Source organism: Rhizobium sp. WW22, from assembly GCF_047041135.1.
Taxonomy (GTDB): domain Bacteria; phylum Pseudomonadota; class Alphaproteobacteria; order Rhizobiales; family Rhizobiaceae; genus Rhizobium.
On record NZ_CP178198.1, the window covers coordinates 3,679,513 to 3,694,013 of the forward strand.

Consider the following 14,501-nt stretch of genomic DNA (forward strand, 5'->3'; position numbering starts at 1 on the left):
TCGAATGGAGATTGGCTTTTTCCACGGACTCGCGCCGGCTGGGACTCCTGGAAGCCGGAATGTCTGGCGCCCTTGCGGCGCTGTTCGCTTGAGGAATTCTCTTGATTTATGATGTCCTGATTGCCGGCGGCGGACCTGTCGGCTTGTTTCTCGCCTGTGAGCTGCGTCTCGCCGGTCTCTCCGTATTGGTGCTGGAGCAGGCCGAGGATCCGCGCTCGCCTCTGAAGCGCCTTCCCTTCGGCATGCGCGGCCTTTCCGCCCCAACCATCGAAGCCTTCCATCGTCGCGGCCTGCTGGGCGATATCGCTGCGCCCAAAACTCCGAAGGACGGTTCGGGCGATCGCGCCGCATCGGCTGCGCACTGGATGCATCAGCCGCGCCGCCCGGGCGGCCATTTTGCCGGTATCCAGTTCTTCCATGACAATATCGATGCCTCGAAATGGCCCTATCGCCTTCCAAGCCCGGCCGGCACCAGCATGATGGTCGAGATGGAAAGCCTCGAAACGATCCTGGCCGCTCGCGCCGAGGCGATGGGCGTCGAGATCAGCCGCGGCTTCGGCGTCGAGAGCTTCGAGCAGTCGGATGAAGGTATCTCCGTCTGCGCCGGAGGCGAGACCTTTCGTGGACATTGGCTCGTCGGCTGCGACGGCGGCCGCAGCATCGTTCGTAAGGCTGGCGGCTTCGAATTTGTCGGCACCGATCCCGAATTTACCGGCTATTCTGCTGACGTCGAGATTGCAGACCCGGACAAGCTTCAAACAGGCCGCCACTACACCGCGACGGGCATGTACACTTTTTCGCCGCCCGCGACGATCGCGCTGGTCGACTTCGACGGCGGTGCTTTCCACCGGACCCAGCCGATCACGCTCGAGCATGTGCAGTCGGTGCTGCGCCGTATCTCCGTCACCGAAGTCACTCTAACGGCAGTCAAGCTTGCCACCACATGGACGGACCGCGCCTACCAGGCGACCAGCTATCGCAGAGGGCGCGTTCTGCTTGCCGGCGATGCCGCGCACATCCATTCCCCCTTGGGCGGCCAGGGCCTCAACCTTGGTCTGGGCGACGCGATGAACCTTGGATGGAAGCTTGCCGCCGTGATCCGTGGCGATGCGCCGGACAGCCTGCTCGATACCTATTCCAGCGAGCGGCATCCCGTCGGAGCGCAGGTGCTCGACTGGTCACGTGCGCAGGTGGCGCTCATGCGGCCGAGCCGGAGCTCGCGGGCGCTCGAGGCGATCATCCGCGATCTGATCGATACACGTGATGGCGCCACCTATTTCGCCGAGCGGGTATGGGGCGTTTCTCTCCGTTACGATCTCGGCGACATCAATCCGCTTGTCGGTCGCAGCGCTCCCGATTTCGAGTTGGCCGACGAGGCGAGGCTTGGCGACTTCTTGAGAGCAGGCAGAGGCCTGCTGCTCGATTTCACCGCCAACGCATCGCTTGAGGCGCTTGCCGGTCGCTGGGGTAACCGGATCGCCTATCTCGCCGCGGACAATGTCGGGGACCGGCTTGACGTGAATGCCTTGTTGATACGGCCAGATGGTGTCGTCGCCTGGGTGTGCGAAGCTGAACCCGATATCGAGGAAGCCGCAAAGGCCGCGCTGCGATGGTTCGGCGAACCGGAGCGCGCATCTGCCTGAGAAGCGTTGCGTCCGGAGCATGAGATAAGCTGCGTGGTTGGCGAAGGTCATGGCCGATGCTATGCGAGCGGGCAAGCATCCGGAGCATGGCTCGGTGGAAAACCGCGACCTACGCGGATCAGGACGCCAAACAGATCGGAAAAGAGGTTGTCGTCCGCCTCTTGAGCAGAGTGTTCTCTATCTCTGTAGTATGGGCAGCGGTCAATGGCGGACAAGGTGGGATTCGAACCCACGGTACGCTTTCACGCACACACGCGTTCCAGGCGTGCGCCTTAAACCACTCGGCCACCTGTCCATCTGCACTTTCGCATCCGATAAAGGAGCTATTGTGGGAACGGCGCGATATATACCGATGAATTTCCTAGGATCAACCCGAATCTGACAGTTTTTTGACTTCTGGACAAAAAACTCTGCGTCTCATCCCCATTGCGCTTATTTCGCGCTCCACTTATCTAAAGAAATGGATGAGGCGGCATAAGACCGGTCGGCCCGCAAAGGCGTGACGTAGTTGAGTATCGGGAGGAGTTTATGCGTTTCCTGTTGCGTTTTACCAGCCTTGTCGCGCTGGTGGTGGCTGTGATCGCCGGCACCATCGATTCCATTCAATCCGTGGCGGCTTCCGCCGTGGTCATGACCCCGATGGGGGATGCGTGGAACGATGTTAGCCCTTCATCGCTGGCAAGCCTTCGCTCGACTATCGCCTATTATGTTCATCCCCGCTTCTATGACTTGGCGATGCAATGGCTGCTGTTTCAGCCAGCTTTCGCGGTCTTTCTGGTGATCTCGCTGCTTCTGTGGGTGATCGCCTATAAGCGTCAGCCCGTTGCCGGACGCTTCAGCACCTGAAAGGGCTGCGTTTCGCTCTGTGCCATTTGGGGATTTTGGTGACGTCGGAGAATGTCTGGCGATGGGCTTGCAGCTATGCCGTGGTGAGCAAAAGGGGCGATTGCGGAGAGCTGACCGGCAGCTGTTCTGACCAATAAAATTGCAGTTTTGGCCCGAAATTGTTTAAAAAAAGGGTCGTTTGGATGGGTTTTCACCAATTCCCACAAATCTTTACCAACTGAAAAATTTCTCGTGAATTTTTCATGCAGCCATGCAAGGATGCGCGCCAGCTTGGCCTCGGGGAGGTCGGCGGTTCCGCAGACTTGCCCGGTCAACGGGCTTGCGGGAGGACCCAACAAGATAGAAACAATAGGGCTGCACCACATGAAAAAATCCCTTTTGACCCTTTTCGCCCTGGCTGCCATGTCGGCAACGGCGCTTGCGGCCGATATCAAGCCGGCAATCGTTTACGGAACCGGCGGCAAGTTCGACAAATCCTTCAACGAAGCTGCCTATAACGGCGCCGAAAAATTCAAGAAGGAAACCGGCATCGCTTACCGCGACTTCGAGCCGACGGGCGACACTCAGGGCGAACAGGCGCTGCGCAACTTCGCCAGCAAGGGCTTCAATCCGGTTATCGCTGTTTCCTTTGCCTGGACCTCGGCACTTCAGAAGGTTGCTGCCGAATATCCGAAGACCGAATTCGTCCTGATCGACGACAGCCTTGACCTGCCGAACGTCCGCTCGGTCAAGTTCAAGGAAAACGAGGGCTCCTATCTCGCCGGCGTCATGGCTGCCATTGCCTCGAAGTCCGGCAAGATCGGTTTCGTTGGCGGCATGGACATTCCGCTGATCCGCAAGTTCGAATGCGGCTACGAGCTCGGTGCGCGTGCCACCAATGCGAAGATCGAAGTTTTCCAGAACATGACCGGCACGACCGGCGCTGCCTGGAATGACCCGGTTCGCGGCGGCGAACTCACCAAGAACCAGATCGACCAGGGCGCAGACGTTGTTTACGCGGCTGCCGGCGCGACCGGCCTCGGCGTGCTGCAGACCGCCGCCGACAACAAGAAGCTGTCGATCGGCGTCGATTCGAACCAGAACTACCTGCATCCGGGTTCCGTTCTGACCTCTGTCGTCAAGCGCGTCGACCTGGCCGTTTACAATGCCTTCAGCGACGCCAAGAACGGCAAGTTCACGCCTGGTACGCAGGAACTCGGCCTGAAGGAAGACGGCGTTGCCGTCGCTATGGACGACAACAACAAGTCGCTCGTCACTCCGGAAATGCAGGCTGCCGTCGACAAGGCCCGGACCGATATCGTCGCTGGCACCATCAAGGTCCACGATTATCTGACCGACAACGCCTGCCCGAAGAACTGATATGAAATAAGGGCGTATGACGGGACAAAAACGTCATACGCCCTTTTCTTATCCGGAAACCGGTTTCTGGAGCCCCTATAGTGAGCCAAATCTCTGCCATCGAGCTCGTGGGCATCGACAAGAAGTTCGGTGCTGTCCACGCCAATAAAGATATCAACCTGACCGTCGCCAAGGGCTCGATCCACGGGATCATCGGCGAAAACGGTGCCGGGAAATCGACCCTCATGTCGATCATCTACGGATTCTATCAGGCGGACAGCGGCGAAATCCGCATCAACGGCAATCCCATCGCCATCCGCGACAGCCAGACGGCAATCGCATCCGGTATCGGGATGGTGCACCAGCATTTCATGCTGGTCGACAATTTTACCGTCCTTGAAAACGTCATGCTGGGCGCCGAAGGCGGCGCGCTTCTCGCAAAGGGGGTAGCGGCCGCACGCGCCGAGCTCAACCGGCTGGAAAAGGATTATGGCCTGGAAGTCGATCCGGATGCGTTGATCGAAGAGCTCCCCGTCGGTCAGCAGCAACGCGTCGAGATCCTGAAGGCGATGTATCGCGGCGCCGAGATCCTCATTCTCGACGAACCCACCGGCGTCTTGACGCCGGCGGAAGCGGACAATCTCTTCCGCATCCTTCGCGTCCTTCGCGATCAGGGCAAGACGATCATCCTCATCACCCATAAGCTGCGCGAGATCATGGCGATCACCGATACGGTGTCGGTCATGCGCCGCGGCGAGATGGTGGCCACGCGCAAGACGGCGGAAACCACCGTCGAGGAGCTGGCCGAACTGATGGTCGGCCGCCGCGTGCTGCTGCGGGTGGAGAAGGGTGAACCCAATCCGGGCGAGATTCTGCTCTCGGTGCGCAATCTCACCGTCAAGGACGGTCGCGGCGTCACCATGGTCGACAACGTCTCCTTCGACGTTCGCGCGGGCGAGATCGTCGGTATTGCCGGCGTTGCCGGAAACGGCCAATCGGAATTGCTGGAGGCCATCGCCGGTATCCGCAAGCCGGCCTCGGGCGAGATCCTTCTGCATGGCAAGCCGATCGGCAATGCCGATCCCGCAGCACTTCGCGACCTTGGCCTTGCCCATATTCCAGAAGATCGCCATCACATGGGCCTCGTCCTAAAGTTCGAGGAGTATGAGAATTCAATGCTCGGCTATCACCGCGACCGCAAATACGGGCGCGGCGGCATGCTCGATCTCGATGCCATGCGCAAGGATGCCATCGAGAAGATCGAGAAATACGATATCCGCCCGCCAAACGCGCGGCTGAAAACAGCCAATTTTTCCGGCGGCAACCAGCAGAAGATCGTCGTAGCCCGTGAGATCGAGCGCGATCCGAAGGCTCTGCTGATCGGCCAGCCGACGCGCGGTGTCGATATCGGCGCCATCGAATTCATCCATCGCCGCATCATCGAGATGCGCGACGCCGGTAAGGCCATCCTGCTGGTTTCGGTGGAGCTGGATGAGATCCGTGCGCTTTCGGACCGTATCCTCGTCATGTTCGCCGGCCATATCGTCGGTGAGAAGTCGGCTGAGGCCGGTGAACAAACACTCGGCCTGATGATGGCCGGCATTGCCGCGTGAGGCGTATATGAGCACGGCTTCCGTTCCGCTCCCCAATTGGATCACCTACGGTCTGATCCCCCTTCTCAATCTCATTGTTGCCTTCCTGATCTCCGGCCTCGTCGTCTGGTTCATCGGCGAGAGCCCGCTCGATGCCCTTATCCTGCTGCTGCAGGGCGCGCTTGGCAGCGGCGAAGGCATCGGCTTCACGCTGTATTATGCGACGAGCTTTATCTTCACCGGCCTGTCGGTCGCCGTCGCCATCCATGCCGGCCTTTTCAATATCGGGTCGGAAGGCCAGGCCTATGTCGGCGGTCTTGGCTGCGCCCTGGTGGCGCTGACCCTCGACCATTATGTGCCCTGGTATGTGACGATGCCCTTTGCCGTCATCGGCGCGGCGATCTTCGGGGCGCTTTGGGCCTTCATTCCTGCCTGGCTGCAAGCCAAGCGGGGCAGCCACGTCGTCATCACCACGATCATGTTCAATTTCATCGCATCGGCGATGATGAACTTCCTGCTGGTGCATATACTGATCGTTCCGGGCAAGATGGCCCCTGAAACCCGCACCTTTCTGGAGGGCGGTCAGCTGCCGAAGCTCGGCTGGTTGATGGATCTGTTCGGCTCGACCATCGGTGCGGCGCCGCTCAACGTCTCATTCCTGATCGCGCTGGTTATGTGCTTCCTGGTATGGGTGCTCGTCTGGCGCACCAAGCTCGGCTATGAAATGCGCACGCTGGGCCTCAGCCCGACCGCTGCGGTCTATGCTGGCATTCCCTATGCCCGCACGGTCGTTATCGCCATGCTGCTTTCCGGCGGCCTTGCCGGCATGATGGCGCTCAATCCCGTCATGGGCGCATCCGCGCGCCTGCAGGTCGAGTTCGTGCTCGGTGCGGGCTTCGTCGGCATCGCCGTGTCGCTGATGGGCCGCAATCATCCGCTTGGCATCATCGTGGCGGCGATCCTGTTCGGCATTCTCTATCAGGGCGGCGACGCGCTCTCCTTCGACATGCCGAACATCACGCGCGACATGATCGTGGTGATCCAGGGTCTCGTCATCCTGTTTGCCGGTGCTCTCGAATATATGTTCCGACCTGCGCTTGTGCGCATCTACCAGACATTCGCCAGGACGTGAGGATCGGACGATGGACTATTATGATCTTCTCATCAGCATACTTGGTTCGACGATCCGCCTGTCGATTCCGTTGATCTTCACGGCGCTGGCGGGCCTGTTTTCCGAGCGCGCCGGCATCTTCGATATCGGCCTTGAAGGCAAGATGCTGGCCTCGGCTTTTGCTGCCGCCTGCGTCGCCTCGATCAGCGGCTCACCCTGGGCCGGCCTTGGCGCGGGCATTGTCGTCTCTGTCGTCGTCGGCCTGCTGCACGGTTTCGCATCGATCACCAATCGCGGCAATCAGATCGTCTCGGGCGTCGCGATCAACTTCCTGATGGCTGGCCTGACCATCGTTCTCGGTCAAGCCTGGTTCGGTCAGGGTGGCCGTACGCCCACTTTGCCTGCCACTGCACGTTTTTCCGGCATCACCCTGCCGGGCGCTGATGCCCTTCGCGACGTTCCGTTCATCGGGCCGCTCTATGCGAATGTCATCTCCGGCAACAATATCCTGACTTATCTGGCCTTCCTGACGGTGCCGATTTCCTGGTGGATTCTTTATCGCACCCGTTTCGGTCTGCGGCTGCGTGCCGTCGGCGAAAATCCCGGCGCCGTCGATACCGCCGGCATCTCGGTCGAATGGCTGCGTTATCGCTCGCTAATAGCAGCCGGCATTCTCTGCGGCTTCTCCGGCACCTACCTCGCCATCGCCCAATCGGCTGCCTTCATCAACAACATGTCGGCGGGCAAGGGCTATATCGCGCTTGCCGCACTGATCTTCGCAAAATGGAAGCCGGTGCCGGTCATGTTCACCTGCCTTCTGTTCGGCTTCCTTGATGCCTTCGCCAATTTTATGCAGGGCAAGGCGGTTCCGGGCATCGGCGAGGTGCCGGTACAGATTTTCCAGGCGCTGCCCTATATCCTCACCTGCATCCTGCTTGCAGGCTTTATCGGTGTCGCCAAGCCTCCGAAGGCCGGTGGCGTGCCCTATACCAAGGAGCGCTAGTCTATGTCGCATGATCTGTTCGAGGCTGCGCGCAGCGCGATGGCGTTCGCGCATGCTCCCTATTCGAAGTTTCCCGTTGGCGCGGCGATCCGTGCGGAGGACGGCAAGATCTATACCGGCGCCAATATCGAGAACCTGTCCTTCCCGCAGGGCTGGTGCGCCGAACCGACGGCAATCGGCCAGATGATAATGGGCGGTGCCAAGAAGATCGTCGAGATTGCCGTCATCGCCGAGAAGCTGCCGCTCTGCCCGCCTTGCGGCGGCTGCCGGCAGAAGATCGCCGAATTTGCCAGCAAGGAGACGCGCATCTATCTTTGCGACGAAACCGGCGTGAAGAAGACCATGACCATGGACGAAATGTTGCCCTTCAGCTTCGAAACGGAGGTGCTCGGATGAGCGCGGCCGTCGATATCCTCACCGAGAAGCTCGGCGAGTTGAAGCCGCGCTATGGCATCGTCCTGGGTTCCGGCCTCGGCTCTCTCGTGGATGAGGTCAAAGACGCGCTGCGCATTCCCTATGCCGATCTGCCCGGCTTCCCGGTCAGCGCCGTCTCCGGCCATGCCGGCACGCTGGTCGCAGGCAAGCTCGGCGATGTCCCCGTCATCATGCTTTCCGGCCGGGTGCATTACTACGAAAAGGGTGACGCCAATGCCATGCGCGGGCCGATCGAGACCTTGAAGGCACTCGGCGTCGACACGCTCATCCTGACGAACTCGGCCGGATCGCTGCGCGAAGAAATGCCACCGGGCTCGGTGATGCAGATAACCGATCACATCAACTATTCCGGCATGAACCCGCTGATCGGCGAGGAGAGCGACAGACGCTTCGTCGGCATGACCAGCGCCTACGACCTCGACCTCATCATGCGCATGCGCAAGGCGGCGGAAAAGGCCGAGATCAAGCTGTCACATGGCGTCTATATGTGGTTTTCCGGCCCGAGCTTCGAAACGCCGGCCGAGATCCGCATGGCGCGCATCCTCGGTGCCGATGCCGTCGGCATGTCGACGGTGCCGGAAGTCATCCTGGCGCGTCTTTTCGGTTTGAGGGTTGCCGCTGCCTCCGTCATCACTAACTATGGTGCTGGCATGACCGGCGGCGAGCTCTCGCATGAGGAGACGAAGGACATGGCTCCGGTCGGCGGCGCGCGGCTTGCCGCTATCCTGAAAGAAATGATCGCGGACGAAGGAGATCCACAATGACCGGCCATTCGCTGAGAGAAACGGCAGCCGTTGCGCTTTCCCTTCTCGATCTCACCAATCTCAAGGATGACTGCACCCCGGCTCAGATCGAGGCGCTGTGCGCCCGTGCGCAATCGCCCTATGGCAATACGGCCGCCATCTGCATCTGGCCGCGTTTCGTCGCACAGGCGCGCGGCATTCTCGGTGTCGATCATGCCATAAAGATCGCGACCGTGGTGAATTTCCCGGCCGGCGATATGGAGGTGGCCGATGTTGCTGCCGAAGCGCGCGAAGCCATTGCCGATGGCGCCGACGAGATCGATCTGGTCATTCCCTATCGCGCCTTTCTGGCGGGCAGTGAGCAGGCCGTCACCGATATGGTTGCCACGGTAAAGGCCGAATGCAAAGGCCCGGTGCTTTTGAAGACCATCCTCGAAACCGGCGAAATCAAGGATACCGCTCTCATCCGGCGCGCGTCAGAACTCGCGATCGATGCCGGCTCTGATTTCATCAAGACTTCCACCGGCAAGGTGGCCGTCAACGCGACGCTCGAAGCCGCTGACATCATGCTGCGCGCCATCCGTGCTAGCGGTCGCAACGTCGGCTTCAAGCCGGCGGGCGGCATCGGCTCTGTCTCCGACGCGGCCCTGTATCTCAGCCTTGCCGAGACCATCATGACACCTGATTGGGCTATGCCTTCGACCTTCCGTTTCGGTGCATCGAGCCTGCTCGACGATATCCTGAACGTGCTGGCCGGCGGTGAGTCCAAGACGGCGTCTTCAGGCTATTGATCCATGATCCCGCAGGAGATCATCCGGCAGAAGCGTAACGGCGCCACCCTCTCGGCCGCCGATATCGATGCGTTTATCGGCGCATTAGGGCGTGGCGAACTGGCGGAAAGCCAAATCGGCGCCTTCGCCATGGCCGTCTGGTTTCGCGGCATGACGCGGGAGGAAACGGTGGCGCTGACGCTCGCCATGGCCCGCTCCGGCGATACCCTCTCCTGGCAAGGCATCGGCAGGCCGATTGCCGACAAGCATTCGACTGGCGGCGTCGGCGATAACGTTTCGCTGATGCTCGCCCCCATTGCCGCCGCCTGCGGCCTCGCCGTGCCGATGATTTCGGGTCGCGGTCTCGGCCACACCGGCGGCACGCTGGACAAGTTGGAATCCATTCCCGGTTACGGGATCACCCCGGATGCCGCCCGTTTCCGCAAGGTGGTCGATGAGGTTGGCTGCGCCATCATCGGCCAGACCGGCGCGCTGGCGCCCGCCGATGGCAAGCTCTATGCCGTGCGCGATGTCACCGCGACCGTCGATTCCGTACCGTTGATCACCGCCTCCATTCTGTCGAAGAAACTGGCGGCGGGGCTGGAAACGCTGGTGCTCGACGTCAAGATCGGCAGCGGCGCCTTCATGACCTCGCAGGAAGAAGCCGAGACGTTGGCGCGCTCGCTGGTGGAGGTGGCCAATGGCGGCGGGGTCAAGACTTCGGCCCTCATTACCGACATGAACCAGCCCCTGGCCGATGCGGCTGGCAACGTGGTCGAACTTCGCAACTGTCTCGATTTCCTGAAGGGCAACAAGGCAGGCACGCGGCTCGAGACCGTCGTGCTGGCCTTCGCAGCTGAAATGCTCGTTCAGGCCGGCATTGCCGCAAGTGCTGCCGATGCGGAGAGAAGAGCGCGCGAGGCTCTGACCTCAGGCAAGGCGGCAGAGATCTTCGGCCGTATGGTGCACGCCCTTGGCGGCCCCACCGATCTGCTGGAACACCCGGATCGCTATCTGGCGAGTGCGCCGGTGCAGAAGCCCGTTCTCGCCGCCGCCGATGGCTGGCTTGGCGCCTGTGATGCGCGGGAGATAGGCATGAGCGTCATCGATCTCGGCGGCGGCCGTCGCCGCCCGCAGGACAAGATCGATCATCGCGTCGGCTTCACAGACATTCTGCCACTCGGAACGAAGGTGAGCAGGGGCGATCGTATCGCCACCGTGCACGCCGCCGACGAGGCAAGCGCGCAAAAGGCCGCGGTCGCTTTGTCGGCTAACTATCGCATCAAGGATACGGCGCCCGCTTTGTCGCCTGTCATTCTCAGACGGATTTGATCTGAAGGCGCCAGTCGGCCACTTCGCAGTCTCCGGAAGGCCTTCTATCCTATTGCTTCAGAAGCAATGTGCCGTTCTGAACACCATAGGAATTCAGCTTCGTCATGAAGCTCATGCCGATCAGCGTTGTGCTCAATGCGTTATCCTTTGCCACCACGGCCTCGATATCGCGGACCCGGATCGTGCCGATCTCCAGGCGGTCGAGTTTGATGTGGGCGACCCTTGACGTGCCGTTTGCCGTTTGGACTGAGTAGCGATAGTCGAGATCGACGCCGCTGAAGCCGAGGCTGCGCGCGGTGCTTTCGTTCATTGCCACATAGGTCGCGCCGGTATCGATCATCCCGTGCACAGAGCGGCCATTGATGGTGAAATCGCCTTCATAGTGGCCGCCCGCATTGGCGCGCAGCTGAACGCTGCCATAGGAAACGGGAGCTTCCGCCTTCGGTGGGGCAAGCGAAACCGCTTCGACCGGCGCCGGTTTCGCGGCATGTTCGCCATAGCTGCTCACCAGCATCGGCACCTGGGTCGCCGCAACGGCGATGACACCGGCAAAGGCAAGAACACGAACGAGCATCGGCAAGGCCCCTCCTGCGGGCCATGCCATTTATAAGCCGAGAGTGCTGAAAGGATGCTAAAGCAATCAATAAAAAGCCCGGCAGTCGAATAACTGCCGGGCTTCCTGAAAAGTATTAGAGCGGATTTACTTGGTGCCGTACATGCGGTCGCCGGCATCGCCGAGGCCGGGGACGATATAGCCCTTTTCGTTCAGGTGGCTGTCGATGGCGGCCGTGAACACCGGAACGTCCGGATGCGCCTTGCGGAAATTGGCGATGCCTTCGGGAGCCGCCAGCAGGCAGAGGAAGCGGATATTGTGCGCACCGCGCTCCTTCAGCTTTTCGATGGCGGCAATCGAGGAATTGCCGGTCGCGAGCATCGGATCGACGACGATGATCAGGCGCTCGGAAATATCCTCGGGCGCCTTGAAGTAATATTCGACCGGTTGCAGCGTTTCATGATCGCGGTAGACGCCGATATGCGAGACGCGGGCCGAGGGCACGAGATCGAGCATGCCTTCAAGCAGGCCGTTGCCGGCGCGCAGGATCGAGGCGAAGACCAGCTTCTTGCCCTCGAGGATCGGCGCATCCATTGGCTGCAGCGGCGTCTCGATGGTTTCGATGGTCAGTTCGAGGTCGCGCGTCACTTCGTAACAGAGCAGCGTCGAAATCTCGCGCAGCAGCCGGCGGAAGCTTCCCGTCGACGTGTCTTTCTTGCGCATGATTGTGAGCTTGTGTTGCACAAGCGGGTGATCGATGACAGTGACGCCGTCCATGGTTTCAGCCTTCCAGTAATTCCGCGATATAAGATGGTTCTTCCACGGAAATTGCCTCTGGTGCAAGGAAATAGGCCGGTTTTCGAGATTTCATCCCCAATATGGGGCCTAGACCGTGCCTTCAGAGCTCTGATAGCAACGCCGCCCGCGTTGTCTCGTCCACGAAGGCCGCTTCGATCGCCGTGCGCGTCATCGCATTGATCTCGTCGTCGCTGAAGCCGAAGGCTGACGACGCAAGCTCGTATTCCCGCTCGAGCGAGGTGTGGAAGAAGGGCGGATCATCGGAACTTATCGTCACCTTCACGCCGGCGTCGCGCAGCTTGCGCAGCGGATGCGACTGGAAATCCGGAAAAACCTTTAGCGCGACGTTGGAACCGGGGCAGACTTCCAGAACGGTGCCGAGATCGGCAAGACGTCTGACGAGATCCATATCCTCAATGGCGCGCACGCCATGGCCGATACGCTGCGGGCGCACCAGATCCACCGCGTCGGCGACGCTAAATGCGCCGCAGACCTCGCCGGCATGGATGGTGATGCCGAGGCCGGCTTCGCGGACGATGTCAAAGGCGCGGGCGTAATCGGCGACGCGGCCCATGCGCTCCTCGCCGGCCATGTTGAAGCCTGTTATCAGCGGATTGTCGCTCTTGGCGGCATATTCCGCCGCCTTCACCACGCGCTCCGGGCCGAAGTGCCGTTCGCCGGTGACTATCAGCCGTGCTTCGATACCGGTCTTGGCCTTGGCGGCACGGATGCCGGCGGAGACGCCTTCCATATAGGCGTCGGCGCCGAGGCCGATGCGGTCGCCATGGTCGGGCGAGACGATGAGTTCGCTATAGATCGTGCCGATGCCGGCAAGCTCTTCCAGATAGGTTTCTGTCAGCAGCGCATAGTCTTCCTCGGTGCGGTAGACCTCGGAAACCTTGTCGTAGCAGACGAGGAATTCGGCAAAATCCTTCCAGAGGTAAACGCCGTCCTTGAGGAAGACGCTGGTATCTACTCCGTATTTCTCCGCTTGTGCGAGGGTCAACGCCGGTGGAGCCGCGCCCTCCAGATGGCAGTGCAGCTCCACCTTCTTCAAATGCGATGTCAAAGGAAGCTCCTCCCGTTCGGTCCTGCCGCAATTCCCAAATGTTTCGCAACCGTCTCGCCGATATCCGCATAGGTCTGGCGGACGCCGATGGATCGGGAACGAATGCCCGGTCCGTAAGCCATGACGGGCACGCGCTCGCGTGTATGATCGGTGCCGCGCCAAGTCGGGTCGCAGCCATGATCGGCGGTCAGGATGACGAGATCGCCCGCCTTCAGCTTCTTATGCACCTCAGGCAGACGCGCGTCGAAGGCTTCGAGCGCTGCGGCATAGCCTGGCACGTCGCGGCGATGGCCATAGATCATGTCGAAATCGACGAAATTGGTGAAGACAAGATCGCCGTCCGCTGCTTCGTCCATGGCCTTCAGCGTCGCATCCATCAGCGCCATGTTGCCATTGGCCTTGATGACCCTGGAGACGCCCTGATGGGCAAAGATATCGCCGATCTTGCCGACGGCGTGCACCGTGCGTTCGGCCTTGACCAGACGGTCGAGCAGTGTCGGCTCGGGCGGCAGAACGGAAAAGTCGCGGCGATTGCCGGTTCGCTCGAATGTCGCCACCGTCTCGCCGATGAAGGGGCGGGCGATGACGCGCCCGATATTGTAGGGATCGAGCAGCGTGCGTACGATCTTGCAGAGGCCGATCAGCCGATCTAGGCCGAAATGCTGTTCGTGCGCTGCAATCTGGAAGACGGAGTCGGACGAGGTATAGCAGATCGGCTTGCCGCTGCGGATGTGCTCTTCGCCGAGCTTTGCGATGATATCCGTGCCGGAGGCATGGCAATTGCCGAGAATCCCCGGCAGATCGGCGGCTTCGCAGATGGCCTTCACCAGCTCCGGCGGAAAGGCATCGCCCTCGGCCGGAAAGTACCCCCAGTCGAACATGACGGGCGTACCGGCGATCTCCCAATGGCCCGAAGGTGTGTCCTTGCCGTGGGAGACCTCATTGGCGCAGCCATAGAGACCATAGAGTTTTTCCGGCAAAGGCATGCCGGCGGGATAGTTGCCCGTTGCCGCCTTGGCGATCTCCAGCAGGCCGAGGCCCGACAGGATCGGCAATGTCAACGGGCCTCGGCGCAGGCCTGTCCGATCGGCCGCCCCCGCAGCGCAGAATTCCGCGATATGGCCAAGCGTGTCGGCGCCTTCATCCCCGTAGCTTGCCGCATCGGGGCCACCACCCACGCCGAAAGAATCCAGAACGAAGAGAAAGGCGCGCGCCATAGATCACCCGATAACAATACCGTCACCCCGGGGAGGTCTTCCGGGTCATTG

15 protein-coding genes and 1 tRNA gene are annotated in these 14,501 nt (G+C 60.8%); 10 read left to right on the forward strand and 6 right to left on the reverse strand.

Annotated elements, in window-relative coordinates; all coding sequences use genetic code 11:
• Nucleotides 1-101: 101 nt before the first annotated feature.
• Nucleotides 102-1,643: an FAD-dependent monooxygenase gene (locus tag ACK83U_RS17875; RefSeq protein ID WP_112610772.1), complete on the forward strand. Its 1,542-nt coding sequence runs from the start codon at nt 102-104 to the stop codon at nt 1,641-1,643.
• Between the two features lie 205 nt (nt 1,644-1,848).
• Here the strand turns inward: ACK83U_RS17875 and ACK83U_RS17880 are convergent.
• A tRNA-Ser gene (locus tag ACK83U_RS17880) sits at nt 1,849-1,938 on the reverse strand.
• 233 nt (nt 1,939-2,171) lie between these two features.
• Here ACK83U_RS17880 and ACK83U_RS17885 point away from each other — a divergent pair.
• On the forward strand, nt 2,172-2,489 hold the full coding sequence (locus ACK83U_RS17885; protein WP_112610774.1) for a hypothetical protein: 318 nt from the start codon (nt 2,172-2,174) through the stop codon (nt 2,487-2,489).
• On the opposite strand, the gene ACK83U_RS17890 is transcribed toward ACK83U_RS17885, so the two are convergent.
• Nucleotides 2,459-2,803, reverse strand: coding sequence for a hypothetical protein (locus ACK83U_RS17890; protein ID WP_412474690.1), 345 nt, complete (start codon nt 2,801-2,803; stop codon nt 2,459-2,461). The genes ACK83U_RS17885 and ACK83U_RS17890 overlap by 31 nt on opposite strands.
• Nucleotides 2,804-2,852: 49 nt before the next feature.
• Between ACK83U_RS17890 and ACK83U_RS17895 the strand changes: the two genes are divergently transcribed.
• The 8 genes from ACK83U_RS17895 to deoA all read left to right on the forward strand — a co-directional run bounded on the left by ACK83U_RS17895 (nt 2,853) and on the right by deoA (nt 10,813).
• On the forward strand, nt 2,853-3,848 hold the full coding sequence (locus ACK83U_RS17895) for a BMP family lipoprotein (protein WP_041677159.1): 996 nt from the start codon (nt 2,853-2,855) through the stop codon (nt 3,846-3,848).
• Between the two features lie 80 nt (nt 3,849-3,928).
• Nucleotides 3,929-5,440: an ABC transporter ATP-binding protein gene (locus ACK83U_RS17900; RefSeq protein WP_112399443.1), complete on the forward strand. Its 1,512-nt coding sequence runs from the start codon at nt 3,929-3,931 to the stop codon at nt 5,438-5,440.
• A 7-nt stretch (nt 5,441-5,447) separates the two neighbouring features.
• On the forward strand, nt 5,448-6,551 hold the full coding sequence (locus tag ACK83U_RS17905; protein WP_112610776.1) for an ABC transporter permease: 1,104 nt from the start codon (nt 5,448-5,450) through the stop codon (nt 6,549-6,551).
• A 10-nt stretch (nt 6,552-6,561) separates the two neighbouring features.
• Nucleotides 6,562-7,533: an ABC transporter permease gene (locus tag ACK83U_RS17910; RefSeq protein WP_112414860.1), complete on the forward strand. Its 972-nt coding sequence runs from the start codon at nt 6,562-6,564 to the stop codon at nt 7,531-7,533.
• A gap of 3 nt (nt 7,534-7,536) precedes the next feature.
• Nucleotides 7,537-7,929: a cytidine deaminase gene (locus ACK83U_RS17915; protein WP_112412774.1), complete on the forward strand. Its 393-nt coding sequence runs from the start codon at nt 7,537-7,539 to the stop codon at nt 7,927-7,929.
• The gene (locus ACK83U_RS17920) at nt 7,926-8,732 is read left to right on the forward strand and encodes a purine-nucleoside phosphorylase (protein WP_112610778.1); all 807 of its coding nucleotides are present in this window, start codon (nt 7,926-7,928) and stop codon (nt 8,730-8,732) included. The genes ACK83U_RS17915 and ACK83U_RS17920 overlap by 4 nt, the downstream gene beginning before the upstream one ends.
• Nucleotides 8,729-9,502, forward strand: coding sequence for a deoxyribose-phosphate aldolase (gene deoC, locus ACK83U_RS17925; protein ID WP_112610780.1), 774 nt, complete (start codon nt 8,729-8,731; stop codon nt 9,500-9,502). The genes ACK83U_RS17920 and deoC overlap by 4 nt, the downstream gene beginning before the upstream one ends.
• A 3-nt stretch (nt 9,503-9,505) precedes the next feature.
• The gene (gene deoA, locus ACK83U_RS17930) at nt 9,506-10,813 is read left to right on the forward strand and encodes a thymidine phosphorylase (RefSeq protein WP_112610782.1); all 1,308 of its coding nucleotides are present in this window, start codon (nt 9,506-9,508) and stop codon (nt 10,811-10,813) included.
• Between the two features lie 49 nt (nt 10,814-10,862).
• Here deoA and ACK83U_RS17935 read toward each other — a convergent pair whose 3' ends face one another.
• The 4 genes from ACK83U_RS17935 to ACK83U_RS17950 form a co-directional block, all read right to left on the reverse strand.
• Complete coding sequence (locus tag ACK83U_RS17935) at nt 10,863-11,387, reverse strand: TIGR02281 family clan AA aspartic protease (protein WP_112610784.1); 525 nt, start codon at nt 11,385-11,387, stop codon at nt 10,863-10,865.
• A 126-nt stretch (nt 11,388-11,513) separates the two neighbouring features.
• Nucleotides 11,514-12,143, reverse strand: a complete 630-nt coding sequence (gene upp, locus ACK83U_RS17940) for a uracil phosphoribosyltransferase (protein ID WP_015338410.1) — start codon at nt 12,141-12,143, stop codon at nt 11,514-11,516.
• A gap of 121 nt (nt 12,144-12,264) precedes the next feature.
• Nucleotides 12,265-13,233: an adenosine deaminase gene (locus ACK83U_RS17945; RefSeq protein WP_112610786.1), complete on the reverse strand. Its 969-nt coding sequence runs from the start codon at nt 13,231-13,233 to the stop codon at nt 12,265-12,267.
• Nucleotides 13,230-14,450: a phosphopentomutase gene (locus ACK83U_RS17950; protein ID WP_112610788.1), complete on the reverse strand. Its 1,221-nt coding sequence runs from the start codon at nt 14,448-14,450 to the stop codon at nt 13,230-13,232. The genes ACK83U_RS17945 and ACK83U_RS17950 overlap by 4 nt, the downstream gene beginning before the upstream one ends.
• Between the last annotated feature and the right edge of the window lie 51 nt (nt 14,451-14,501).

Coding starts and splice junctions, on each gene's coding strand:
- ACK83U_RS17915 (WP_112412774.1), top strand. CDS start 7,537: ATGTCGCATGATCTGTTCGAGGCTGCGCGCAGCGCGATGGCGTTCGCG.
- ACK83U_RS17895 (WP_041677159.1), top strand. CDS start 2,853: ATGAAAAAATCCCTTTTGACCCTTTTCGCCCTGGCTGCCATGTCGGCA.
- upp (WP_015338410.1), bottom strand. CDS start 12,143: ATGGACGGCGTCACTGTCATCGATCACCCGCTTGTGCAACACAAGCTC.
- ACK83U_RS17950 (WP_112610788.1), bottom strand. CDS start 14,450: ATGGCGCGCGCCTTTCTCTTCGTTCTGGATTCTTTCGGCGTGGGTGGT.
- deoC (WP_112610780.1), top strand. CDS start 8,729: ATGACCGGCCATTCGCTGAGAGAAACGGCAGCCGTTGCGCTTTCCCTT.
- ACK83U_RS17920 (WP_112610778.1), top strand. CDS start 7,926: ATGAGCGCGGCCGTCGATATCCTCACCGAGAAGCTCGGCGAGTTGAAG.
- ACK83U_RS17905 (WP_112610776.1), top strand. CDS start 5,448: ATGAGCACGGCTTCCGTTCCGCTCCCCAATTGGATCACCTACGGTCTG.
- ACK83U_RS17885 (WP_112610774.1), top strand. CDS start 2,172: ATGCGTTTCCTGTTGCGTTTTACCAGCCTTGTCGCGCTGGTGGTGGCT.
- ACK83U_RS17935 (WP_112610784.1), bottom strand. CDS start 11,387: ATGCTCGTTCGTGTTCTTGCCTTTGCCGGTGTCATCGCCGTTGCGGCG.
- ACK83U_RS17910 (WP_112414860.1), top strand. CDS start 6,562: ATGGACTATTATGATCTTCTCATCAGCATACTTGGTTCGACGATCCGC.
- deoA (WP_112610782.1), top strand. CDS start 9,506: ATGATCCCGCAGGAGATCATCCGGCAGAAGCGTAACGGCGCCACCCTC.